Source organism: Pacificitalea manganoxidans (assembly GCF_002504165.1).
Classification (GTDB): domain Bacteria; phylum Pseudomonadota; class Alphaproteobacteria; order Rhodobacterales; family Rhodobacteraceae; genus Pacificitalea; species Pacificitalea manganoxidans.
On record NZ_CP021404.1, the window covers coordinates 1,331,697 to 1,354,549 of the forward strand.

At 61.9% G+C, this 22,853-nt stretch carries 23 protein-coding genes and 1 pseudogene; 15 read left to right on the plus strand and 9 right to left on the minus strand.

Annotated elements, in window-relative coordinates:
• Positions 1–39: 39 nt before the first annotated feature.
• From CBW24_RS06090 to CBW24_RS06115, 6 genes are all read right to left on the minus strand, one after another.
• On the minus strand, positions 40–3,369 hold the full coding sequence (locus tag CBW24_RS06090; RefSeq protein WP_097373004.1) for a DEAD/DEAH box helicase: 3,330 nt from the start codon (positions 3,367–3,369) through the stop codon (positions 40–42).
• A 14-nt stretch (positions 3,370–3,383) separates the two neighbouring features.
• Entirely contained in the window at positions 3,384–3,578 is a 195-nt protein-coding gene (locus CBW24_RS06095; RefSeq protein WP_097373005.1) for a hypothetical protein, read from the minus strand.
• Positions 3,571–4,164: a DUF6088 family protein gene (locus CBW24_RS06100; protein WP_097373006.1), complete on the minus strand. Its 594-nt coding sequence runs from the start codon at positions 4,162–4,164 to the stop codon at positions 3,571–3,573. Before CBW24_RS06100 ends, CBW24_RS06095 begins: the two co-directional genes overlap by 8 nt.
• Before the next feature lie 134 nt (positions 4,165–4,298).
• The gene (locus CBW24_RS06105; protein ID WP_232530174.1) at positions 4,299–4,580 is read right to left on the minus strand and encodes a pyocin activator PrtN family protein; all 282 of its coding nucleotides are present in this window, start codon (positions 4,578–4,580) and stop codon (positions 4,299–4,301) included.
• 312 nt (positions 4,581–4,892) lie between these two features.
• A complete protein-coding gene (locus tag CBW24_RS06110; RefSeq protein WP_097373007.1) occupies positions 4,893–5,510 on the minus strand; it encodes a plasmid pRiA4b ORF-3 family protein in 618 nt (205 codons plus the stop codon).
• A 15-nt stretch (positions 5,511–5,525) separates the two neighbouring features.
• Positions 5,526–5,843, minus strand: a complete 318-nt coding sequence (locus tag CBW24_RS06115) for an H-NS histone family protein (RefSeq protein WP_097373008.1) — start codon at positions 5,841–5,843, stop codon at positions 5,526–5,528.
• A 360-nt stretch (positions 5,844–6,203) separates the two neighbouring features.
• Here CBW24_RS06115 and CBW24_RS06120 point away from each other — a divergent pair, with 360 nt between their 5' ends.
• The 8 genes and pseudogenes from CBW24_RS06120 (at position 6,204) to CBW24_RS06150 (ending at position 12,680) form a co-directional block, all read left to right on the plus strand.
• A complete protein-coding gene (locus CBW24_RS06120) occupies positions 6,204–7,166 on the plus strand; it encodes an ArdC family protein (RefSeq protein WP_097373009.1) in 963 nt (320 codons plus the stop codon).
• Positions 7,123–7,557: a DUF2958 domain-containing protein gene (locus tag CBW24_RS06125; RefSeq protein WP_097373010.1), complete on the plus strand. Its 435-nt coding sequence runs from the start codon at positions 7,123–7,125 to the stop codon at positions 7,555–7,557. Before CBW24_RS06120 ends, CBW24_RS06125 begins: the two co-directional genes overlap by 44 nt.
• Positions 7,558–7,666: 109 nt before the next feature.
• Positions 7,667–8,155: a RadC family protein gene (gene radC, locus CBW24_RS06130; RefSeq protein ID WP_097374143.1), complete on the plus strand. Its 489-nt coding sequence runs from the start codon at positions 7,667–7,669 to the stop codon at positions 8,153–8,155.
• 118 nt (positions 8,156–8,273) lie between these two features.
• A pseudogene (locus CBW24_RS06135) lies at positions 8,274–9,710 on the plus strand (ParB/RepB/Spo0J family partition protein); the annotation flags it as partial.
• An 898-nt stretch (positions 9,711–10,608) separates the two neighbouring features.
• Positions 10,609–10,773: a hypothetical protein gene (locus CBW24_RS18305; RefSeq protein ID WP_157773084.1), complete on the plus strand. Its 165-nt coding sequence runs from the start codon at positions 10,609–10,611 to the stop codon at positions 10,771–10,773.
• A 200-nt stretch (positions 10,774–10,973) separates the two neighbouring features.
• On the plus strand, positions 10,974–11,522 hold the full coding sequence (locus CBW24_RS06140) for a hypothetical protein (protein ID WP_198405238.1): 549 nt from the start codon (positions 10,974–10,976) through the stop codon (positions 11,520–11,522).
• A gap of 65 nt (positions 11,523–11,587) precedes the next feature.
• Positions 11,588–12,004 carry a hypothetical protein gene (locus CBW24_RS06145; protein WP_097373012.1) on the plus strand — a complete coding sequence of 139 codons (417 nt, stop codon included), beginning with the start codon at positions 11,588–11,590 and terminating at the stop codon, positions 12,002–12,004.
• A complete protein-coding gene (locus CBW24_RS06150) occupies positions 11,997–12,680 on the plus strand; it encodes a DUF8835 domain-containing pootine (protein ID WP_097373013.1) in 684 nt (227 codons plus the stop codon). Before CBW24_RS06145 ends, CBW24_RS06150 begins: the two co-directional genes overlap by 8 nt.
• On the opposite strand, the gene CBW24_RS06155 is transcribed toward CBW24_RS06150, so the two are convergent.
• Entirely contained in the window at positions 12,653–14,197 is a 1,545-nt protein-coding gene (locus CBW24_RS06155) for a Fic family protein (RefSeq protein ID WP_097373014.1), read from the minus strand. The two genes, CBW24_RS06150 and CBW24_RS06155, sit on opposite strands and share 28 nt — an antisense overlap.
• Before the next feature lie 242 nt (positions 14,198–14,439).
• Between CBW24_RS06155 and CBW24_RS18310 the strand changes: the two genes are divergently transcribed.
• From CBW24_RS18310 to CBW24_RS18315, 4 genes are all read left to right on the plus strand, one after another.
• A complete protein-coding gene (locus tag CBW24_RS18310; RefSeq protein WP_157773086.1) occupies positions 14,440–14,604 on the plus strand; it encodes a hypothetical protein in 165 nt (54 codons plus the stop codon).
• Positions 14,573–16,282, plus strand: a complete 1,710-nt coding sequence (locus CBW24_RS06160) for a conjugal transfer protein TraG (RefSeq protein ID WP_374708990.1) — start codon at positions 14,573–14,575, stop codon at positions 16,280–16,282. Before CBW24_RS18310 ends, CBW24_RS06160 begins: the two co-directional genes overlap by 32 nt.
• A gap of 62 nt (positions 16,283–16,344) precedes the next feature.
• Complete coding sequence (locus CBW24_RS06165) at positions 16,345–16,716, plus strand: CopG family transcriptional regulator (RefSeq protein ID WP_232530187.1); 372 nt, start codon at positions 16,345–16,347, stop codon at positions 16,714–16,716.
• Between the two features lie 53 nt (positions 16,717–16,769).
• Positions 16,770–16,916, plus strand: coding sequence for a hypothetical protein (locus CBW24_RS18315; RefSeq protein ID WP_157773088.1), 147 nt, complete (start codon positions 16,770–16,772; stop codon positions 16,914–16,916).
• A 201-nt stretch (positions 16,917–17,117) separates the two neighbouring features.
• Here the strand turns inward: CBW24_RS18315 and CBW24_RS06170 are convergent, their stop codons facing one another.
• A complete protein-coding gene (locus tag CBW24_RS06170; protein ID WP_232530189.1) occupies positions 17,118–18,515 on the minus strand; it encodes a tetratricopeptide repeat protein in 1,398 nt (465 codons plus the stop codon).
• A gap of 181 nt (positions 18,516–18,696) precedes the next feature.
• On the opposite strand from CBW24_RS06170, the gene CBW24_RS06175 reads away from it, so the two are divergent.
• Both CBW24_RS06175 and CBW24_RS06180 read left to right on the plus strand, forming a co-directional pair.
• Positions 18,697–19,817, plus strand: a protein-coding gene (locus tag CBW24_RS06175) for an IS3 family transposase (protein WP_232530191.1) whose coding sequence is annotated in 2 segments (ribosomal slippage) — positions 18,697–18,907 and positions 18,907–19,817 — 1,122 coding nt in all. Because the reading frame shifts where the segments join, the coding sequence is not laid out codon by codon here.
• Positions 19,818–19,890: 73 nt separating this feature from the next.
• A complete protein-coding gene (locus CBW24_RS06180; protein WP_097373015.1) occupies positions 19,891–20,370 on the plus strand; it encodes a hypothetical protein in 480 nt (159 codons plus the stop codon).
• Positions 20,371–20,506: 136 nt separating this feature from the next.
• Here CBW24_RS06180 and CBW24_RS06185 read toward each other — a convergent pair whose 3' ends face one another.
• Positions 20,507–21,406, minus strand: a complete 900-nt coding sequence (locus CBW24_RS06185; protein ID WP_232530200.1) for a site-specific integrase — start codon at positions 21,404–21,406, stop codon at positions 20,507–20,509.
• 290 nt (positions 21,407–21,696) lie between these two features.
• Between CBW24_RS06185 and dusA the strand changes: the two genes are divergently transcribed.
• On the plus strand, positions 21,697–22,725 hold the full coding sequence (gene dusA / locus CBW24_RS06190) for a tRNA dihydrouridine(20/20a) synthase DusA (RefSeq protein ID WP_097373016.1): 1,029 nt from the start codon (positions 21,697–21,699) through the stop codon (positions 22,723–22,725).
• The last annotated feature ends 128 nt before the right edge of the window (positions 22,726–22,853 follow it).

Sequence of the window (22,853 nt, forward strand, 5' to 3'; positions counted from 1 at the left end):
AAACTTACATCTCAAGAATATTGCCGATGCCCTACAGCATCATGCACTACCATTAATTTTTAACCTGCTTGCGCGGGTTTCGAGCAAATAGGTCTCAACTCCCGCAAGCAGGTGCAAGCCTTCTTCACCGATTGCTTGCCGGGATAATCCAGGTTGCACGATGCGGACGTCGAACTCGAAGCGGTGATCTTGCCACCCGACCTTGAGTTTTTTGATCGCGGCGGCTGAACCCTGTTCAATCCGAGAACTGAGGCCACGGTCCCGGCGCATCTTTTCGCGCCTCAATATGTGTTGAAGCATGCGGCCTGGCCGGTCGCGCCACCGAGCAGACTTCTGAGCCTGGCCGCAAACCTCGTAGAGGTCGCTGAGCCGCGCACCCGGTGTATCCGCCCCTGAATACTTGCAGTGATACAGAGTCACGGAAACGACGCTGTCGGTTATTCGCAGCACCACGACATCAGCGATCTCGCCTTTGCCATCATCGTCGAAGATCACATCATAGGGATCGGGGTCCGCCAACAGCGTGTCGATGATGAGACGTTGGACTGAGTCTGGGCGCTTGCTCGTGCCTTGCGACTCGACGCGGATATTGGCCTTCGACCAATCCCAGGCTTCGATCTTGTTGGATGGGTATGGCTCGATCGTTTCGCCTTCGGGCAGGGTGTAGAGGTGGCTGTAGATGAGCAACGAGCCATCGCCGAAGTCGATCTGTGGCGAATCCTCACCGAAGGATTCCGAAAGCGTCTGCATCTTGCTGCCTATCTTAATCGTCGCCTTGGGGCCGGCGCGCTGTGGGTAGCGGGCATGCCCATCGCTAAAGATGATCTCGAATTCGGCCGTGTGGTCATCGCTCCGCACGGCGAAGCGCAACGGTCCGGAACGAGCGTTATCGAGCAACTCGATATCGCATTCCGCGAAGGTTACGGGCTCATCGCCGAACAAGATTTCGATCCGCTCCTCGAACTGCGTGATCAAAGATTCAGGCCAATGGATCGCCACGGGCGGAACAGCCGGGCGCTGGCTGATCTGGTGGGGCCGCATCGCGCTCTTGAAGACGCCGTCGGTCGTGATGCTGGGATCGTTCACCGTGCGGCCGACTTCCTGGCACCAGTCCACCCAGTCGGTCAGGTCATGGACCTTGGCGCTGGACCAGAACTTGCCCTTCGCCGAGCAGCCGCGTGAAGCCGGTACGCCGTCGAGAAAGCCGGTGGCGAAAATGTTGTTCTTGATCCGCGACTGGGATTTTGCGCTGTCGAGGCCGTCGGCGACGTCCACGCCCATATACATTGAATAGCGGACGCCGCGCCCCTGATGGTGGGTGAGGCCGAGATTACGCAGGATGAGCCGCTTGAAACCGTGGAGGCTGCGGAACACCTCCTCGCCTTCCACGCGGCGTGTCGTATCGCCGCAAACCGCCTTTGCCAGGCGGTCGAACGGTCCCTTGGCGGAACTGCTGATATAGAGCAGGCCACTGGCCTGATCCCAATGGAGCATGTGCAGATCCCAGGTGACGTTCACTGCCTGCTGCGCCGAGGTCCAGCGCACCTGTTCCTCCGCCCGAGTCACGAAGATCGCGACCCGTTGATGCGGGTTCAGTTTCATGCCGAGATAGACGCCGGAATTGTAGAGTTCCTCCGTGCGGAACGGATCCCAGGCGTCACAGGACGTTCGGTAGAGGACCGCGTTCATTTTCGGCTCGAGGGTCTGGAGCGGAATGTCGCTTAGATCCCCCGAAAAGCCTTTGAACATCTCGGCGCGGCGAACCTGGCGTTCGATCTTTGCCGAACTGAGCGCCTCCACCAGCGCGTTCCAGTCGGCGTCCTCGGCGTAGAGCTTGGCCAGCGCGCGATCGACATCGTCGATGCCGGTATTGGCGATCACCGTCGCATCACCCAGGGCCAGATCCTGGCGGGTGAAGCGGCCGACGAACTGAATCGTTACCGCCACGCTCTTATGATGATCGTGCAATGCAGCGATCTTCAGCTCGGGCAGGTCGAAGCCCTCGCCGAGCATATCGACGCATACGATGATCCGGCTCTCAAAGCGGCGTAGCGCTGCCAGATTTTCGCGCCGCTCCTTCAGCGATTGCTGGCTGTGGACGATGACAGGCCGGTAGTCCGGATAGAGGCTATGCGGGTGTTTGGCGCGTTCGATGGTGCTGCAACGGGCCATCGCCAGATGGTTGAGGTCGGCGTCTAGGTCTGAGGCGAGCACATCGCCGAGCTTGTCGATGATCGCCTGGTCGGCGTCGGCTTGATCCAGCCCGAATACGGCCTCGAAGCGGATCGGCTTGAAATAGCCTTCCTGCTGCGCCTTTTTCAGCGGGTAGGTGTAGATGAACTCCCCATCGACGCGGCCACCATCCTCACGAAACGGGGTGGCGGTGAACTGGATCACCGGAATGGGCGGCTCGTGCTCGGCGAAGAGCCCGCGAAAGGATTTCCAAGTCCGTGCGCCGATGTGATGCGCCTCGTCGATAAAAAGTGCGGAGGCACGGGCCGCCATCCGCTCCTGCACCGGCGCCTCGGCGCGGCCCGCGATCTGCATCGTGGTGACGACGACATTGGCGCTGTCGAAGATTTCTTCGACTTCGGCTTCGCTCGCCGGAATGTGCGAGAGGCGCATGACCAACGGGAAGGCCGCGGTCTCATCGAGACATTTCTGCTGTTTCAGGACGCCGAAGGTCTCGAACTTGCCTGCGATCTGCTCGCGTAGAGCATCGGTGGGGACCACCACCAGCAGGCGCTCGAACCGCCGGTTGGCATTGAGCGCCAGCATAGTCTCGGTCTTGCCCGTACCCGTCGGCATCACGATGGTTGCCGGGTCCGTCGATCGCGTTGCATGGGCAAGCGCGGCGTGAAGCGCGCCGATCTGAGGCCGCCGCAGGCCAGGCTGCGCTGGTACACCATCGGCCGCAGCCCGTCCTTCGCGCAACTGAATGGCGTCGATCCAGGAGGCAGAAACCGCCTGGAGCCGCTCGACGCGCGCGGAACGATCGAGTGTGTCGATGCCGATCGGCAAAGCATTCATCCACCGGCCTGCACCCAGTTCGAGTGCTTCGACGATCTGTTCCGGCTCCGTTGATCCGGGCACGAGCAGAATGAGATCGGCCTCCAGCGGCGTGGCCGTCTTTGCGCTGATGACCTTGAGAATTTCGCCGGATTCCAGGGTTGTCTCGTAACCATTGACGCGGCGGATGGCGAAGGAACGAAGCCGGCAACGCACCCGGCGCGCAGGAACGGCCAACTGACGAACCGGGCTCCCCAGCACCTTGCCGTCGATGACAAGCCGAGCCGGCAAGAGCAGTTCGACCTCGGGATTGAAAAGGTCGTCCTGGTTGGGGCCTTTGGAGCGCGTGCGGGAGGCCATCGAGTCGCCCTCCGTCAGACCGACACGGTCTGCGGCGAAAGCGAGACGGCAATCACCGTTCCCCTCGTCATCAGCGCGATCAGTCCGCGCTCGGCGCCCGTCATTTTCAGATAGGCGCTCAGGTGCAATGGCCGCCCGGAGCAATCTGCAGCTACGGCCAGGGCCTCCTTGCGTTCTGCAGACGACAACGACAGGAAGGGCTCAGACATGCGCCGCCTTTCCGACACTGCGTGCAAGCCAGGTCGGGAACTGCGGTGCGGCGGTTACCAATTCGTTAAACGCCGCTGCGGGCAGTTTCTGCTTCAGCGATCTGAGCGCGGATTCCGCCTGCTCCGGCCCGAGCCAGACCAGGGCGCGAGCAGCACTGCCTGCCGGCCGCTTCTCCAAGGCAAGCTGCCACCGGGGGGCGTGGCGCAGTTCCACGAGTTGTTTGCCCAGTGAGAGCGTGCGGCTGCGACCCGAGGTCAGGTACACGAATCGAACAGGCACTTGCGTAGTCAGGCCGAGTGCATTCGCTTCGGCGGCGCCGGTTGGAACGATGACTTCGCCACGTTGCGCCGCGAGGGCCTCGACAGCCTGTTCCACGGACGGCAAGCGCGTTCCAAACCGGCTTTTGATTGGTCGCAGGTAAACCCCGCGTCCGGCACGGATCAACTGGCCACGCTCGGCGAGGCGCGACAGGGCCTGGTCCACACCGGCACGGCTGCCGAGGTGAAGCAGGCCCTTTGCAGCCAGTGGCGCTCCTTCCGGAAGTCCCTCTGCGTGGGTCAATATCTGTTCGGCAAGGCGTTGCATGATCGTTCTCTTGTCAGAAACATACGCAGTTTTCTGACAAAATTCAATCCGCGCTGTCGGGCGAGGTGAGAAGGGTGGTCGCTTCTCCCAAGGGTATCAGTCTCGCCTACCGCGATTTTCAGAGGGGAAGATGCTTACCGAACGCCCTGCAGTTGCAGGCATTCCTTGACGGCTGCAGCCCGCCGCTTGTCCAGGTACTCGGCTAGATCGTCGATATGGACGCCTTTGGCGCATTTCTGGGATGATTCCATGCGGACGAGGGGGAGGGCGATGGAACCAGCCGAGACTTTGCGGATGAACTTGTCGGTACTCAGACCGAAAAAATCCCTGGCGACATCCTCAGCAGGAATGATCGGTCGCCCGGAATACATCACTATCAAGAGAAACGCCGTGTTCATGACCCCGGAATGAAACATGATCGCATAGATGGGAGAAGGGCGCGCAGCCGGTTGTCGGGGAGATGGATAGGATAGAGCGCAAATCGGACGGGAGCGTTGGATCGGGGAGATTATCTGAAGCGTGTGAAGGGGGGTAGGGACCCCGTGCCTGACTAAGTCGCTCGGGAGCCTCGACGCCAAGCAACGATACTTGGAAGGACGCGACATCAGTGCACCATTTGCGGTGCAGACAACCCGACATACCGCTGAGGCGCTGCCACACTGGTGGTGCCGGCAGGAGGAGGGTCATCCAGGCCCGCGGCACCGCCTTGAGGGCCGAACCCTCTGCGCTTACCGATCAGAAGACTTTGGCTTGGGCTGATGCAGGCGTCGGCTGGTGTTCTTGCGGAAGGTGTTGCGGAGATCCTTGTTGATCAGGTCGATGTCGAACCAGTCCGGGTCGAAATGTCCGCCGGCCCAGCGGAGGTTGGAGCTGTGGTCCTCATGGTTTGGATCGCGGATGGTCTCGAGGAAATCGGCATAGGACCAGGGGCCTCCGACGTCCTCGGGCGGCCGGGCCCGGGCCCCTTCGGTGCATTCTGCGTGGCGGGGCAGGGGATCGAGGGATAGCCACTCCTCGATCCGGATCACATGGGTCCAGTCATCGCCAAAGTCGTAGAGGTAAGTGAAGGTCAGATCCTGGCCGGAGAAATCCGCCAGCCTGACCCCGGTGTAGCATAAGGTCTGCGGGCCCCTGAAACCATCCTCAAGCTGATCGGGGTCGCCATATCGCAGCCCGCCGAGCCGGAACTCATGCAGATGGCTGTCGGTCCAGCTGAACGCGGCCTGCAGCACCCGATGGAGCCTATCAAGCGTCCAGTCCGACGGCACGACAAGTCGCCGCCAGATCGGCGGGTCAATCTCTGCCAGCGAGACATGCAGGCGGACGGCATTCGCAGGCTGGTACAAGATTGCTTCTCCCGATCAGATCGCAAAATCCCCAAGCGATTTGCCCGCAGCCAGCGCGTCGGCGATCCATGCCGGTTTGCGCCCACGCCCGGACCAGGTGATTTCGGCGTTTTCCGGATGGCGGTACTTGGGCGCAGACGCCGCGCGTTTCCGGGAGGGAGCGGCTTCCGCAAGCTCGTCGAAACTGAAACCGAGTTCGCGGGCCAAGTCGTCAACCTTGGCGCGGGCCTCGGCCTTGCGACGGGCCTCGAAACTGGCGATGGCCTTCGCAACATTCTTTTGCAACTGCTTCAGCTCGGGGAGCGACAAGGCGTTAAGATCGATATCCGTCATCTGGTCCTCATTTGTTGTCCGGTGGATTTGAGCCCGAGCGCTCTGGAAGGAAGGCGTCTGGCGCTGGAAAGCAGGTACCGCGGTTGCGTGTCAGATAAGCGCAGATATCCTGGGGATTACAACACGTCGGGGATTGGGGCGCGCGAATGTTGGCTTTTGCCTTTTTACGCCTGACTCGGCTGAATGTGAGGATTGTCTGGGGGAAAGCCTTCCCCCTCGTAGCCACTGGCGTTGCCGACACACCCCCATCAGCGGGGAGACCCCGTAACGCCCCCTGAGAGTGAAAGTGCGGGCGGGTTTTCCGTGACGGGTTGAGGGCTGGAGGAGAGGCCTCCGGCGCCCGTCGCGGAGATCATCCCGATGGCCAGAGAGCATCGCGCGGCCCGCAAGAGGGGTCCGCGCACGAACCTTTATGACGACATCACCGACAAGATCATCGCCGAGCTGGAGGAAGGCCGGTTGCCCTGGGTCCAGCCCTGGGGGACGGCGGCGGTGCAGGTGCCGCTCGCCATGCCGCGCAACGCCAGCACGGGTCGGCAGTATTCCGGGATCAATGTCCTGATCCTTTGGGGCGCCGTGATCCAGCAGGGCTATCCAACCCAGCACTGGCTGACCTTCCGCCAGGCGCTGTCGCTCGGCGGCAATGTCCGCAAGGGTGAGCGCGGCACGACCGTCGTCTATGCCGACCGTTTCACGCCTGAAGACGAGAAGCGCCGCGCCCGGGAGACCGGGGAGGATGCAAACAGCATCCCGTTCCTGAAGCGCTTCACCGTGTTCAACGCGGCGCAATGCGAGGGTTGGCCTGACGACATCGCCATCGAGGCACCGCCACCGCCGTCCGGGCTGATCAAGCCGCGGGTCGAGGCATTGATTGCGGCGACCGGCATCGACTTCCGGATCGGTGGCAACCGCGCCTTCTATGTTCCCGCGCTCGATTATGTGCAGGTGCCACCCCCGCAGGCCTATTTCGAGCCGATTAACTGGCACCGGACCGCCCTGCACGAGATGGGGCACGCGACAGGACATGCCTCCCGGTTGGGGCGGGACTTCTCGGGTAGTTTCGGCACGAGGAAATATGCCTTCGAGGAGCTGATCGCCGAGATTTCGAGCGCGTTCTGTCGCGCCTCGCTCGGGATCGTCCCGACTGTGGGCCACGCCGATTACATCGGCTCCTGGCTGGAGGTGATGCGCGAGGATTCCCGCGCGATCGTCCGCGCCGCCTCGCAGGCCAGCAAGGCGGCCGACTGGCTGCTGGCCCATCTGCCCGACGACAGTACCGATGTTGAGCGGCAGACCCCGACGGAAGGGAGGGCCGCAGCATGATCCTCTGACCGACACACAGCGTGACCGTTTGCTGGCGAATGGCCGCGATCGCGATCAGGATCACATTCCGGTCGTGAAGTTCTTCAATCCCTTTGGCGCCGGTGTCTGGCTTGCGACCGAGCTCGACGAGGACGGCGACATCATGTTTGGCCTGGCCGACATTGGCTACCCCGAACTTGGCTCCTGGAGCCTCAACGAACTGCGCTCCATTCGGCTGCCCTTCGGCATGGGTATCGAGCGAGATCTGCTGTTCACGGGGGACTTCCCGATCTCTGTTTGGGCCAAGGCCGCCCGCGAAACCGGCAGGATCCGCGATGCCGAGCGCCTGCTTTATCGCTCGGGCCGCCTGTCAGGCGGGACACGCGTCGACACGGAGTCCCCGCGTTCCTGAGGGTCCTGCAGGTTCCGCGCCGCGCTCTTCGAAGGAAGAGGGCGGCGCTTCTCTCCGTGACGCGGTGAAAGTTCGGCGCCCGGCCGGCTGCCCGTCGGAGAACAGCACCATGACACGAAACACGAGAACACCCGCCACTGAAGCGCAGCCGCTCCGGTTCTCCGCCCAGGAGCAGGCCGTGGTCTACGAGGCCCGGCAGATCCTCCTGCGCCACCTCAATCAGAACCCTGTCCTGACGTCGTGGCAGGCGGTGCTCGACTATTGCGCCCTCACCATCAGGGGCGATTTGGAGCGCTTCCATGTCCTCTATCTCGACCGCAGGAACCGGCTGATCTCTGACGAGTGCCTCGCCACCGGCACAGTCGATCATGTCCCGGTCTATCCCCGGGAGGTGCTGCGGCACTGTCTGGCGCTCAATGCCTCGGCGCTGATCATCGTCCACAACCATCCGGCCGGTGATCCCGAGCCGTCAGCCGCCGACCTCGCGATGACAAAAGAAATCCGGAACGCCTGTGCGTCCCTGGGCGTGATACTACACGACCACATCATCACCGGGGCTGGCCGGGAGACCAGCCTGCGTGCCCGCGGTGAACTCTGATGGGTCTGCGCGTTCATCCGCGGCGCGGCCATGAGAGGGAAAGGCGTGGGGGGGAGTTTCGTGACGGGCTGGTTGCCGGAGAGAGAGGCTCCCCGGCGTCCGTCATGGAGACCCTGACATGGCCGCTGCCACGCAGAAGATCACCCTGTCGTCCTCGCGCGACATCCCCTTCAACAAGCTGGTGCTCAGCCAGTCCAACGTCCGGCGCGTGAAGGCCGGCATCTCGGTCGAAGAACTGGCCGAGTCCATCGCCCGCCGCGGGCTGATCCAGTCCCTGCATGTTCGCCCCGAGCTCGACGCCGAAGGGCAGGATACCGGTCTCTTCGAGGTGCCGGCTGGCGGCCGCCGCTATCGTGCGCTGGAGCTTTTGGTCAAACAGAAGCGCCTCAACAAGACCACTCCGGTGCCCTGTATCGTCTCGGAGGCCAGTGACGACATCCTGATCGACGAGGTGTCGCTTGCCGAGAACATCGAGCGCGCCCCGCTGCATCCGCTCGACCAGTTCCGCGCCTTCCAGGTCCTTCGTGAGAAGGGCATGAGCGAAGAGGAAATCGCTGCCGCCTTTTTCGTCAACGCCAAGGTGGTGAAGCAGCGTCTGCGCCTCGTTTCGGTCTCGCCGGCGCTGCTCGATGTCTATGCCGAGGACAGCATGACGCTGGAACAGCTCATGGCCTTCACCGTCTCCGACGACCAAGCCCGGCAGGAACAGGTCTGGGAGGCGATCAAGGATGGCTGGCAGAAAGAGCAATACACCATTCGTCGCATGCTGACCGAGACCACGGTGCGCGCTTCCGACAAGCGGGCGCTCTTCGTCGGCATCGAGTCCTATGAGGCGGCGGGCGGCTATGTGCTGCGCGATCTCTTCCAGCAAGACGATGGCGGCTGGCTCCAGGATCCGGTGCTGCTCGACCGGCTGGTCGGGGAGAAGCTGAAGGCCGAGGCGGAAACTATCGCCGCCGAAGGCTGGAAGTGGATCGAGGTCGCGGCGGACTTCCCCTATGGCCATACCAGCGGCATGCGCCGTCTGGCCGGTACCACCATCGACCTGACTGACGAGGAACGCGCCGACCGTGAGAAGCTGCGGGACGAGTTCGAGGCGCTGCAGGCGGAGTATGCCGAGGCCGACGAATTGCCCGACGAGGTGGACGCGCGGCTCGGGGAGATCGAGGAGGCGCTGGAAGCCTTCGAGACCCGGCCGATGCGCTACGACGCCGATCAGATGGCCCGCGCCGGTGTCTTCGTCAGCATCCGCCATGACGGCCAGCTCGCCGTCGAGCGTGGCTATGTCCACCCCGAAGACGAGGTGGTGGAAGGCCAAGGGAGCGATGGCGCCGATGGTGCATCTGCCGAAGGCGGTGACGACGGCAGCGTCCGGCGCGCCGTCATCACCGTCGGCAGTGCAGCGCCGGAGACCGACGAGGACGAAGAGGTCGACACCATCCGGCCGCTGCCCGATCGCCTCGTCAGCGAGTTGACCGCGCATCGCACCCTGGCACTCCGGGATGCCGTGGCGTCCAACCCGCATGTTGCCATGACGGCGCTACTGCACCGCCTGAATTCCTTGCCGGCGATGGCGAGGATGAAGACGCCACGGAGGACGAGGAGCAGGCCATGGTCGCTGCCGAATGATGCTCAGGCGGGGTGGCCTTTGCTGCCCCGCCACATCCCTTCCGTTTCCGCAACTTGCCCGATCCTCGTGACCGGGCTTTTTCTTTGGAGAACCCTGATGCCTGCAACGATCGATATCGACCGAATATTCCGTGAGAACCGCGCCAGTCTGCCATCCGAACGCACGCTGCCCTGGGAGGAAACCTGCGACGGCATCACCGTAGTGGTGGAGCCGAAGCCGCATTGGGCGGACGACATGCGCGCCTTCCGTCTCGAAAGGCGAGAATACTGCCGCTACACCGATTGGGCCGCGAATGGCGGTCATGCCCGGTTCTACGGTCATATCGACACCAGCGGCGATGAGGTGATGATGAGAGCGCGCGCGATGATCGCCCGCGAGATTGCCGATGGACTCTGGGACTGAAGGCTTGTTCACGTCCGACGATAGCCGCCACCGTCTTCCTGTCATGGGCCTCCATGGTTCCAGTTCCAGCATCACCACGGTGCCGGTCATTATGTTCGGCATCGGTTTCCGCCCCCGTCCTCGACCACATTCCTGATGCCAGCGTGGCGGCAAGGCTGGCAGGGCGAAGCATCTGCGAGGGGTGGATCCGGCGCCTGTCGGATGCAAGACACGACCCCCGCTTCCATTCGCTAACCTTGGTCTGGTCCGTCTCTTTGACATTCAACCCCGGAGGGGTCGGCTTACGCAAACGTGCCGCCCTCGGGGATTCGGAAAAAGTCCGAACGCCCGAGGGTGAGTGCAGATCCGGTCAGACACGTCGGGCTCCTGTCACTGGAGGCGGGGGACCATCCCCCGCCTCCAGTGACAGGAGCCAATCCCGATGTCCTATGCAGATGCCACCGCTTTCGCCGCCAGCCTCGCCACCACGCTGATGGTCGAAATCGTCGTGTTCCAGGCCGGGGGCAGAACCCACGGCGCCATGCCGGCCGACGAATTCGACGGGGATGAGGACATGGTGAAGCTGGAACTGGATCCATGGGAGTAAGGCGCGAAAGCGCCTCATCCCAAACGGCCCGAGCGCGGAGACACGCGCTTCGGGCCTTCAATGCCTCTCGATGGTCCCCCATCGTCGGCAGCGGAACCGGGAACAAGCCCGGTCAGAGAGGAAGAGTGCGGGCCTTTCGGCCGTGACGGGTTGAGGGCCGAAGAGAGAGGCTCACCGGCGCCCGTCATGGAGTGATCCCGATGACCTTTGCCCGTTTCGAAACCTTCCGCTCTATCGGCCACACTCTGGCGGCCGATGTTCTGCCCGCGCTTTATCGGTCGCAAAAGCTGCCGCTGCGCATCTCTTGCCTCGGCGTCGCCAGCTATGACGCCAGCGACGTGGCGAATAACTTTGACCGCGTGATCCCACTTGGGGAATGCCTGTCGCCGGAGGAAGCCATCCAGGCCGCAGCCTTGCGCCTGTCGCGCGGTGATATTTGCACGGCGCCGAATAGCTTTCCGTATTTCCAGCCGCGCATCATGCTCATTCAGGACCGCGATCAGCGCCTGGTCCGCGCCGGCGAAATCCGCGCCGGCATTATCCTCTGGCAGCAGCCGGTCGCCTCCGATGCCGAGGGGCGCAGGATCGTGACCGAGGCCAGCCGACTGCGCGGTATGGCATTCCGAGCCTCGGAGCCCGGTGATGCGAGACGGCTGCGTTACCGCGCCGCGGCGATGGAGGCACGGTTGGTTGATCCCGTCTGGCGCGAGACCGCGGCCGATCTGCTCCGCCTGCCACAGGCCGCCTGAGCTTCACCCTTTCCATCCCATCCGGCTCGGTTTCACGCGGGGCCATGTCATGCCCGGAGACCATCATGGCCGACTATTTCACGCACTTTTCCTGCCTGCTTGACGTGGGCACCCCCGAAAACGCTGCCCGCGCACTCGATCTCTACAACGCACTGGCGGATGATAATGCCGCCGAAGATCCGCCATCGGACGGCTTCCTGCTCTCCATCCAGCCAGAACATGGTGGCACTCAGCTCTGGATGCGTGATGACGTCACCGGCGAACCCGGGCATGTCATCCAGTTCGTCAAACGCTGCGCCACCGAGTTCGGTCTGACGGGTCTATGGGGCCTTCAATACGCAAACAGTTGTTCTCGGCCGAGAATCGACGGGTTCGGCGGCGGGGCGCACGTCCTCGATCTCGCCACCGGCGAGACGGTGGACTGGATCTACACGGACGGCTGGCTTTCCACTGTTCTGGAGGGGGGCAATCCCTATGAGTGAGGTCATCGAGATCACTGTCTATCGCCTCGACGAGCTTTCCGATGCAGCCAGGGACAAAGCCCGCGTCTGGTATCGTGAGGGTGGCTTCGACGATGACTGGTACGATGCCGTCTATGAGGATTTCCAGCGCGTCGCCGAAATCCTCGGGCTGAACCTCAAGACCCGAACCGTCCGGTTGACGGGCGGCGGCACACGGCAAGACCCCTGCATCTGGTTCCGGGGCTTCTGGAGCCAGGGCGAAGGTGCCTGCTTCGAGACTTTCTATGCCTACCGCAAGGGTGCGCCGCGCCTGATCCGGGAATATGCGCCTGAGGACATCGAACTGCACTGCATCGCCGATGCCCTGCAGGCGATCCAGCGGCGTAATTTTTACCAGCTTCGCGCCGAAGCCACCCATCGCGGCCATTATTACCATGAGTACTGCATGGCGATTTCGGTAGAGCGTGATAGTCCGAGCTGGCAGGACTCGACCGCCGACGCCGAGGAGGTGGTTATCGAGGCGTTGCGCGATCTCGCCCGCTGGCTCTACCGCCAGCTTGAGCGTGAATACGACTATCTGTCCTCGGATGAGGTCGTCGATGAGGCCATCATCGCCAACGGTTACACCTTCACCGAAGCCGGCCAACCGTTGGGTGAGGAGGCTCGGCCTCAGAACTCCTCCCGCAACTCCGCATAGATGGCTTCGATCCGGTCGGCCTCCTCGTCGGTCAGATCGGCGAACTCCTTCGCTCTGGCGCGTCCGGAAAGTCTGCCACCGTTCTGGTGCAGGAAACGAAACAGCAGGTCGAGCACGCGGTCGGGCATGTCGATCAGGCCCGAGACGTGGGACTTGAACCCGTCATAGGCACGCAGGAACCGGGTCTCTGCAGGCAGGTCATGGTCGATGGTCTGGGCGACGCAGGCGAAGAGAAATTCGGCATGGGGCGTGGCATCGAAGAAGCGGTAGAAATCGCCGGTGTCGTTCAGCACCTCGACGTTCCCGCGATCGGTTGGCCGCCAGCTGACATGGGGCAGCAGCCGACGCGAATAGCTCTTGAGCACCTGCCGATAAGCCTCAATCCGCTCGAGGATCACCGCCGACACCGGGAAGACCAGCCCGGGCGGATTGAAGCCGCGTGCAGCAAGCACGTGGTGGATCAGGTAGCGATGGAGGCGCCCGTTGCCGTCCTCACACGGGTGGATATAGACGAAGCCGAAGGCGAGGCCGGCAGCCGCCAGAACAGGGTCGAGCCCCGGGGCGATATCGCGGTCGAACGCTTCGAGCCCAGCGATCAGCGCGGGCAGGTCTTCATGCCGGGCGCTGACGTGATCGGGCAGGGGGGCGCCGGTCGTGCGGTCGTGCTCTCCAATGAACCCGCCCTCCTGCCGCAGGCCCAGATGGACGAAGCGGGCATCGCCGATGACGATGCGTTGCAGGCGTTCCAGCTCTGCCCGGTCGATCGGATGCCGCCCGGCTTCGCCGATGATCTGGCCCCAGCGCCGGATGCGATCTTGGGGCGGGTTCTCGCCTTCGATCTGGAAACTCGACCGTGAATCCTTGAGCAGCAGGAAGGCTGCCGTGCGCGCGAGCAGATCGGCGGGCACCTCGGCCAGCACCGCGCGGGCCTCGGCTGCCAGATCGCGGGCGATGAAGGCCTCGATTGCCGGAGTGCGGAAGATCATCGGGCAAAAATCCGGGGTGCCGGGCAGGTTGTTGCGGACCCGGTGGCGTGGCGAGGGGGCGCCCTCTGCATCCCATTGGAGCTTGGCATCGACCACGGGCGCATAATTTCCGCGCGTAGCATCGGGCAGATCCAATTCCGCGCCGAGGAGCCACTCATAGAGGAACCAGATCCTGCGCGCGTAGCTGCCCGTCGGGGCAGCCTCGACAATGGCCTGGATCGGCTCTGGGCCGGTTGTCTTGAACAGCCGCTTGAGAACTGCCAGATCCAGCCCCTCGTAACGCAGCGCGAAGGTCAGATGACCGATGAGGCTCGCCTCGGGTTCATGGCGGGGCGTGTAGAGGCGCCAGCCGTCGGCCGCGTAGACCTTGTGACGTGGGCCGATAGCGGAAAGTGTCCGGGGCAGGGGCGTTGCGAGCGCATAGGCATCGATCAGCGCAGCATAGCCCGCAGGTGTTGCCTCCTCGGGGAGCCAGCGCTCGTGAAAAACGGTTACGGCACCTGAAAACGGATTCCTTTGCGCCCGCTTCATGAAATTCAGTTCTTGGTCCCGATGATTGATCTCAAGTCGGTATATCTCATGAATACCGCTTACAATCAATGAGGCCTTGCGAAAGTTGATGGTGGAGCGCTGTCGCCCTCGGGTCTGCGAGGTGATGGGGCATGAGGTGCCGAAGGTGCCGAGTCAGAGAGGGGCCGGGACGGGTTGAGTCCGGGTGGTCGAGAGAGAGCGCCGTCCGGGCTTGTCCCTCCCGCTCTCTGAGGATCTCCGACATGAACATCTCGTCTCCCGTGACCGATCCGGTCACGCCGCTCGGCGCCGCACCCGCGATCCTGGCCGCCGCAAATCTCCTCCTTTCCCATCTCGAACGCGGCCAGTGCGGTCGCGATCGGGGTGGCTATCGCCATGTCGGTCTGGCGCGCCCGCGAGGCCCGTAACGTCGCGACCTACGGCTCTGCCCGATGGGCCGAGAAGGGCGAGGTGAAGGCGGCCGGACTGCTTGACCCGGATGGTGTTGTCCTCGGTCGCTATGACCGGAAATATCTGCGCCACGATGGGCCGGAGCATGTGCTCTGCTTCGCGCCGACACGATCCGGCAAGGGGGTAGGGCTCGTCGTACCCTCGCTTCTTACCTGGCCCGGCTCGGCCATCGTTCATGATATCAAGGGCGAGAACTGGCAGTTGACCGCAGGGTTCCGGGCCCGGCACGGTCGGGTCCTGCTCTTCGATCCCACCAATCCGAACTCTTCGGCCTACAACCCCCTGCTCGAAGTTCGCCGTGGGGAGTGGGAGGTTCGCGATGTCCAGAATATCGCCGACATCCTTGTCGATCCCGAGGGGAGCCTGGAGCGGCGGAACCACTGGGAGAAGACCAGCCACAGTCTGCTCGTCGGGGCGATCCTGCACGTCCTCTATGCCGAGAAGGACAAGACGCTGGCCGGCGTCGCCAACTTCCTGTCCGACCCGCGGCGCCCCGTGGAGTCCACACTCCGCGCCATGATGCGGACGACGCACCTGGGCGAGGCGGGGCCACATCCCGTGGTCGCCAGTGCCGCCCGCGAGTTGCTCAACAAGTCCGAGAATGAACGTTCCGGCGTGCTGTCGACGGCGATGTCTTTCCTTGGACTCTATCGCGACCCCGTGGTCGCGCAGGTTACGCGCCGCTGCGACTGGCGGATCGGTGACATTGTCGGGGGAGTGCGCCTCGTCACGCTGTATCTCGTGGTGCCGCCATCTGACATCAATCGCACCAAGCCGCTCATTCGTCTGATCCTCAACCAAATCGGCCGACGCCTGACCGAAGACCTGCAGGGCAAGGATGATCGGCATCGGCTGCTTTTGATGCTCGATGAGTTCCCGGCGCTCGGCCGGTTGGATTTCTTCGAGAGCGCGCTGGCCTTCATGGCGGGTTACGGGCTGAAGAGCTTCCTCATCGCCCAGTCGCTGAACCAGATCGAGAAGGCCTACGGCCCCAACAACTCGATTCTCGACAATTGCCACGTCCGGGTGAGCTTCGCGACCAATGATGAGCGCACGGCCAAGCGGGTGTCCGACGCTCTCGGCACGGCCACCGAGATGAAGGCGATGAAGAACTATGCCGGCCACCGTCTGGCGCCCTGGCTCAGCCATCTCATGGTGTCCCGGTCGGAAACTGCGCGGGCCTTGCTCACGCCCGGAGAAATCATGCAGCTGCCGCCAACCGATGAGATCGTCATGGTGGCCGGCACGCCGCCGATCCGGGCGACGAAAGCACGGTATTATGAAGATGTGCGGTTCATCAAGCGGGTCTTGCCGCCACCCGGTTTGGTGGATGTGGACGCTTCGGGGAAAGATGACTGGAGCAGCCTGGCAGTCCCAACCCAGGAGGACGAGCTCGAGCCAGTATCCGAGACGGGACCGGAGGATGAGGACCCGACAGCGTCGGAGCGCCGTCTGCAGCCGGAGCTGGCGCAGCCTCAGCCGGTCGACAGGCAGACGCCTCTCGAGAACGAGTTTGAATTCGAACCAACTGAGGATGAGGAGGATGGCGCCATCCGCAATCGGCGCATCATGCAGCAGATGCGAGGTGTCGCGCGTCAGGTCTCCCTCAATCCCGATGACGGCATGGAGCTTTGATCATGACCTTGAGCCGCAAGAAGACGAAGATCTCGGTCTAGCTCGATCCTGAGGTCGTGCAGATGCTAGCAGACTTCGCGGCCCGGCGCGACAAATCCCAGTCGATGGTGGCCGAGGCTGCGATCGCATCCTTCCTCTCGCCGGATGACGCAGAGCGCCGCGAGGCGGTTCTGGCCCGGCGCCTTGATCCGATCGACAGGCGGATCACCCGGCTAGAGCGCGATGTCGGGATCTCCGTCGAAAGCCTGGCTGTGTTTATCCGTTTCTGGCTTGCGACGACACCGGCTCTGCCCGAACCCGCAGCCAAGGCTGCAAGGGCAAAGGCTGGGGAGCGCTATGAGGCGTTCATCTCGGCTCTCGGTCGGCGCCTCGCGCAGGGGCCGAAACTGCGGCAGGAGGTGTCGGAGGATGTGGATGGCCGACCAGGTAGCTGAAAGAGGTGCCACCGGCCTCAGCCGCAAGGGTTGGGACTGTAGGAGCGATCTTCATGATCGACCTGATCAGTCCATTGCGGACGGTCGAGCTCAGCCAATGCTGCGTGGCCGTATTCCCGAAAGCTGCCGCTCGTCTCGCTCCGCAGAAAATACCTGGCCAGGATGGCAGCGATCCCATTAGCCGTCCTTTGGCCTTCTAGGTTGCTGCATTGTAACGCTCTCCGAAGCCGCCGTTCGGCGAGCTATGCGTCAAAACGCGAGGGAGGCATGTATCGACCCATTTGAATCTACTCGGGTTCGAACTCTAGAAATGAGCCCCGGAGCAGCACAAAATATAGCGATCATAGTGCGGTTGATCTCTGCCCAAAATTGTCCGTTAATATCCACTGGTGCTCAATTAACTATTCAGACTGTGACATCATGGAGCAAATTAATCGCAAGCTACGATCCAACTCTTCAGTCGATTGAAAATTAATCAAATTATTTCGCTCAACTTTTTCCTCACTCGTCAGACCGTTCTGCGAGTATTTGCGGTTTAACATCGACAAGCGAAGACCTCGATGAACGGGTGTACTTTTGTCACTGAGTCGATTCCAGAGCCCTTCAGCCGCTTCGACGTCACCAAATCGAATTTCGTATTTGCACCGCAGCCCGACCTGAACGTCGTGATTAGTACCGCCAAATCGATTCCGAATGCGGCCTAACGTTGCCAAGGCACTTTCACTTCCACCTGCTTCAATCTCACAGTTCGCCAGATTGGCGAGAACTTCAAACGGCGGGTGCGTTATCTTTTGGTCAGCAAGGCGAGCATTGCGTATTGCCTTATCTGCGTTTCCGCTAGCTTGTTCAAAGGTCGAACGGCGATGCTCGGCAAATCCGCTTGAGTCGACACGCTCTAGCACCTCAAGGGCGCGTTCAGCATTGGGGAGATCGCCGAGCCGAAGTGCAATCGTGCATCTTAGATCTACCACATATCGATTGTGCGGCGATTGCTGCTCGGCCTGCAGAATATGCTCTTCGGCAGCTGGCAGATTGCCTAGTTCAAAGAAGCAGCTTGCCAGTTCCCGGTGAATGGCCACACCTCGACGACCGTTTGCAAGACTCTTGTTGTAAGCATCAACAGCTTCTAGATAATTGCGCTTTCGCCGTGCGGCGAAGCCCCGCACATAGTAAGCCTCCTTGAGCTCGCCGAGGCCAAGTAGCGCGCTAATATGCTCCTCTGCTTCATCGTATTTCTCCTTGCGAATGAGAGCCTGTGCAACATAGCGCCGCACGTCGACGTTGTCGGGGCGTGCGCTCAGAGCGGAAGAGCCATACGTGATAGCGAGGCCGTAGTCCTGATCGTGATAGCTCCTCGCTGCGACATCAATAAGGTCAGCAGCAAATCCAACTGCAAAACGAGATTTAGTCTGACTTCCCGCAAAGAGGCTGGCACGGAAAATCGTCTGTCCAAGATCTAGGCGCGAGTCATCGTCAGGTTCATTTTCTAGGTATGCTTCGAGAAGCTTACTCACTTTCTTGCTATCGACCTTCAGTCTGCCGAAAGCTCTGTACGCTGCATCACGAATGGGCTCCGAGATTCGATAATGCATCCCGGCAGGCAAAATAAATGCGAGGTCAAGCAAGAAGTTCAGGTCATCACTGGCATCCAGTGGCGTTCTCGCGCAGTAGTCCACAATGACCTGAAGCGGCAGAGGGCTGAAGCTTGAAAGGAGCTGCAAGATTGTCTGCATGCTTGGTGTTAGAGAACTATTTTCTTTCAAATGACGAAGGAACTGCTCGGCACTGAAGTTGACCAACGCTCGCTGGTCAGCAACAACTTGCGGGATACCTCGTGACCTGCCCCCCGCGAAATCCCTCACCTTAATGTAGAGTCTGCGCCAACTCTGAAGGAGCAGACACATGAGAAAGAGCCGTTTCACCGGTTAAGGGGACCGTGGCCCCAGTGGGGCCGCGTAAGCCCCGTACCAGATCATCGGGATGATCAAGGAACAGGAAGCAGGGATGCCGACAGCGGAGGTATGCCGCAGGCACGGGCTGAGCACAGCGACGTTCTACAAGCTCAAGTCCAAATATGGGGGGATGGAAGTGTCCGAGGCGGCAAGGCTGAAGGCCCTCGAAGACGAGAATGCCAAACTCAAACGCCAGTTGGCCGACACCATGCTCGACAACGTTGTCCTGAAAGACCTGCTGGGAAAGAACTGACGACATTGATCAAGCGGCGAGATGCGGCGCTCCGGGTGATGCGGCATCATGACATCTCGCAGCGCAGAGCCTGCAAGCTGGTTGGTGTCGATCCAAAGACAGTGCGGCGTGAACGCCCGCCGGACTGTGCCGAGATCCGCAAGGAGATGCAGGAGATCGCCGCCAAAAGGCGCAGGTTCGGCTACCGCCGGATCGGCGTGCTGCTGGAGCGCAAGGGCATGACCATGAACCACAAGAAGCTTTACCGGATCTACCGGGAAGAGGGTTTGTCCGTGAAGCGACGGCGAAGCCGGAAACGGGCGCGTGGCACCAGAGTGCCGATGCCAGTTGCGGCGTATCCTAATGCTCGTTGGTCGCTGGACTTCGTATCCGACAGCTTCGGCGCCTCGCGGAAGTTCCGGATCCTAGCGGTGATAGATGACTGCACTCGGGAATGCCTGTGTCTTGTCGCTGACACCAGCCTGTCCGGCGCAAGGGTCGCCCGGGAACTCAGTGCCCTGATCCGGCTTTACGGCAAGCCCGGCTGCATTGTCAGTGACAATGGGACGGAGTTCACCAGTCGGGCCATCCTGAAATGGGCCGACGAGACCACCGTGCCGTGGCACTACATCGATCCGGGCAAACCGCAGCAGCATGCCTTCATCGAGAGCTTCAACGGCAGCCTCAGGGACGAGCTGCTGAACGAGGAGATATTCGACAGCCTGAATGATGCGCGGCGCAAGCTGGCCCTGTGGCGCTACGACTATAACACGGTCAGGCCACACTCATCCTTGGGCAACCAGACGCCACAGCAAGCGCGCCGCGCACTTGCGCAATTTGAGGGCTCCGCGCCCGGCGCGCTTGCGCCAGGCGGGGAACCAGAATACCCAAATCCAACCTGCAGACTCTCATTATGAACGAGGGACCAACAGGGGGCAGGTCACACACAGTTGGACGACAGAACAGGACCTGCCTTGCGGACGCTTTCGCTTGGTCGCCTATTCTCCGCACCCCGGAGTAGAGTGGCAGCTTACATGGCAGGAGACCAGTAAGCGCTCGTTCAATCGGGAGTTCGGCGAAGTGATCCGCAAGCTTGAAGGCTCGGTCCAAGAATTGAAGGCTCTCATGGACGCGGCCGATGACGAGGCTGCCCGGAAGAAAAGGGAACAGGAGCTTCAATGGGAGCGCTGGCGGAGGGAAGAGGATAAGCGCAGTGAGGCGAAGGCCCGCTCCGAGAGCCTTCAACAGCTTTCGGATATCATGGCGGATTGGACCAAGGCGCTCTCCGTCGAGATGTTCTTCGTGGAGGCCGAAAAGCGTATGCAGATGGTGGACGGAGAGCGGCGCGTGCATCTGGAGTCCCGGCTGCGTTTGGCGCGTTCGATGCTGGGCGATCTCGATCCGCTATCATTCATCGAGCAGTGGGTTTCGCCCGAGGAGCGCTACCAGCGAAAGTTCAAGGATGAATAGGGTGCCAATAGGATGGACGGCATATCGTTAACTTGCCTCTATCTCGGCATTCATCGAAAATGAAAGTTGATGTCTGTACTTGGCAGAACTTAGGGTGATGCGCGGGTCCTTTCGATGATATTGACGTACTGGCGCATCACGTGTTGTCTATTGCGAGCAGCATTCCGGGCCAGTTTGCATATTTGTCGCCTGTTTCCCGGATGTGCGTATAGCGTTTCAGGCTAACCCAAGACCTGTGTCCGCTGACGGCCGCGACATGGGGGATGTTCCAACCCATCTCGAACAGCCGAGAAATGCCTTCGTGGCGCAGATCGTGGAAGTGCAGATCCTCGATCCCGAGCAGCTTGCAAGCGCGGGTGAAGTTGGCCGTGATTGTGTCCGGTGAGTAGGGGAAGATCTCGGTCTTGCTCTTGCGCATGCTGTCGATGATCCGAATGGCTTCCTCGGGCAGATCGACCCAGGTATCGTTTCCGAGCTTCTCGCCGGGATGCTTCATGTCACGGACCAGAACGCATTTGTGTTCCTTCTGGAAATCATCCCAGGTGAGTCGGGTGATCTCTGCCTGTCGGCGCGTCGAGAAGAGAGCGAACACGATCACCTTGTGCATGGGCATGGCCTGAGGCGTTCTCTGGCGCCGATCAATGAAGTGAGCCAGCAGCCGGTCGAGTTCATCGAGGGTGGGCCTGCGGTTCCGCTGCGCGGAACGCGAGATGATCCCCATACGGCGCGCGACGGTGATCGCGTCTCTCATCTCCCGATCATCCAGCCGAAAGTCCCACATCGGCCGTGCTATGGCGAATATGGAGGCGAGATGGCTGGCGTAGTTCCCGACGGTTTGCGGTTGTCCGGGCAGAGACTGAAGGAACTCGATGATATCCTTCGACTTGATGGTGGAACAGGGCACATCGGCGATCGGGTAGGTGGCGATGGTCCTGAGGACCTGGGCCTTTGTGCGACCGATGTCCTTCACCGTTTCTTCGGTGTAGCGCTCGATCGCTTTGGATAGCGGAGGGTCAGATACGTTCAGCTCCTCCAAGGCACCAGGCTTTGCAAGCTCTTTCTCGCGCTGCTTTATCCAGGTGGTCGCAGCTGGCGTCTGTCGAAAGTCTTTGTCTCGTGATAGACGGTTCCCTCGCGCATCACTCGTACACGTGCCCTGTAACTGTGACTTCCATCCTTGCGTTTGCGTGTGGTGATCGAGCCCATGACGGTCTCCCCATTTGGTCCACGGAAATGTATTTGGTCCACGGGACCAAATCCAGTGTCAAAATCGACGAATATGGTCCATAATGAGCGGAAAACGAGACGAGCTGTAGGTGCCTGTAAGTGGCAGAAAAGAATAAAAAATTAGAGATTTCAACGGCCGCGCGCCTGTCCGTTGCACCCATGATGGACTGGACCGACCGGCATTGCCGTAGCTTCCACCGGCTGCTGTCGCGGGAGGCGTTGCTTTATACCGAAATGGTGACAGCACCGGCATTGGTGCGGGGCGGGGCGGTGCATTTGCTGGCGCATGACGCGGGCGAGCATCCTTTGGCGCTGCAGCTTGGCGGGTCGGACCCGGCGGAGTTGGCGCAGGCGGCGCGGATGGCTGTGGATCATGGCTATGCGGAGGTGAACCTGAATGTCGGCTGTCCGTCGGACCGGGTGCAGTCGGGCACGTTCGGGGCCTGTCTGATGCGCCAGCCGGATCTGGTGGCCGAGTGCTGTGCGGCGATGATCGCCGCCGTTTCGGTGCCGGTGACGGTCAAATGTCGCATCGGGGTCGATGAGCAGGTGGCGGAGGATGTGCTGCCCGACTTCCTGACCCGGATCGCCGCTGCCGGGGTGTCCTGGGTCACGATCCACGCGCGCAAGGCGTGGTTGCAGGGCCTGTCGCCCAAGGAAAACCGCGATATTCCGCCGCTCGATTATCCGCTGGTGCGGGCGATGAAGGCGGCGTTCCCGGCGCTGCATCTGTCGATCAACGGCGGGATCGCTGATCTGGACGCCGCGCTGGGCTTTCTCGGGCCGGAGGGCGATTTGCCCGCGATGGACGGGGTGATGATCGGGCGCGCGGCCTATCATGATCCGTGGACGGTGCTGGGCCGGGCCGACAGCCGCGTTTTCGGCACGACCGATCCGCTGACCACGCCGGAAGACGCCGTCCACGCGATGGAGCCGTATATTGCCCGGCATATCGAGCAGGGCGGTAAGCTGGCGCAGGTAACGCGGCATATGCTGGGCCTGTTTGCCGGGCGTCCGGGTGCGCGCGGCTGGCGGCGCGTTCTGTCGGAGCAGGGCCACCGCCCGCAGGCCGGGATCGATGTGCTGCGCACCGCGCTGGAACAGGTCACCCGCGCGCAGGCGGCATAATGGGCGCACGGCCTCGCCCCAATCCGATGCAACGTTCCGGTCACGGAAAACTCGCGCAGAGCGCGCGGCATGGCCTTGAAACTAAGCTCAGAATGGCACTGCGGCGCTGACTAATCACGGGCGCGTCA

Coding starts and splice junctions, on each gene's coding strand:
- CBW24_RS06090 (WP_097373004.1), bottom strand. CDS start 3,369: ATGGCCTCCCGCACGCGCTCCAAAGGCCCCAACCAGGACGACCTTTTC.
- CBW24_RS06095 (WP_097373005.1), bottom strand. CDS start 3,578: ATGTCTGAGCCCTTCCTGTCGTTGTCGTCTGCAGAACGCAAGGAGGCC.
- CBW24_RS06100 (WP_097373006.1), bottom strand. CDS start 4,164: ATGCAACGCCTTGCCGAACAGATATTGACCCACGCAGAGGGACTTCCG.
- CBW24_RS06105 (WP_232530174.1), bottom strand. CDS start 4,580: ATGTTTCATTCCGGGGTCATGAACACGGCGTTTCTCTTGATAGTGATG.
- CBW24_RS06115 (WP_097373008.1), bottom strand. CDS start 5,843: ATGACGGATATCGATCTTAACGCCTTGTCGCTCCCCGAGCTGAAGCAG.
- CBW24_RS06120 (WP_097373009.1), top strand. CDS start 6,204: ATGGCCAGAGAGCATCGCGCGGCCCGCAAGAGGGGTCCGCGCACGAAC.
- CBW24_RS06125 (WP_097373010.1), top strand. CDS start 7,123: ATGTTGAGCGGCAGACCCCGACGGAAGGGAGGGCCGCAGCATGATCCT.
- radC (WP_097374143.1), top strand. CDS start 7,667: ATGACACGAAACACGAGAACACCCGCCACTGAAGCGCAGCCGCTCCGG.
- CBW24_RS18305 (WP_157773084.1), top strand. CDS start 10,609: ATGTCCTATGCAGATGCCACCGCTTTCGCCGCCAGCCTCGCCACCACG.
- CBW24_RS06140 (WP_198405238.1), top strand. CDS start 10,974: ATGACCTTTGCCCGTTTCGAAACCTTCCGCTCTATCGGCCACACTCTG.
- CBW24_RS06145 (WP_097373012.1), top strand. CDS start 11,588: ATGGCCGACTATTTCACGCACTTTTCCTGCCTGCTTGACGTGGGCACC.
- CBW24_RS06150 (WP_097373013.1), top strand. CDS start 11,997: ATGAGTGAGGTCATCGAGATCACTGTCTATCGCCTCGACGAGCTTTCC.
- CBW24_RS06155 (WP_097373014.1), bottom strand. CDS start 14,197: ATGAAGCGGGCGCAAAGGAATCCGTTTTCAGGTGCCGTAACCGTTTTT.
- CBW24_RS18310 (WP_157773086.1), top strand. CDS start 14,440: ATGAACATCTCGTCTCCCGTGACCGATCCGGTCACGCCGCTCGGCGCC.
- CBW24_RS06160 (WP_374708990.1), top strand. CDS start 14,573: ATGTCGGTCTGGCGCGCCCGCGAGGCCCGTAACGTCGCGACCTACGGC.
- CBW24_RS06165 (WP_232530187.1), top strand. CDS start 16,345: ATGCTAGCAGACTTCGCGGCCCGGCGCGACAAATCCCAGTCGATGGTG.
- CBW24_RS18315 (WP_157773088.1), top strand. CDS start 16,770: ATGATCGACCTGATCAGTCCATTGCGGACGGTCGAGCTCAGCCAATGC.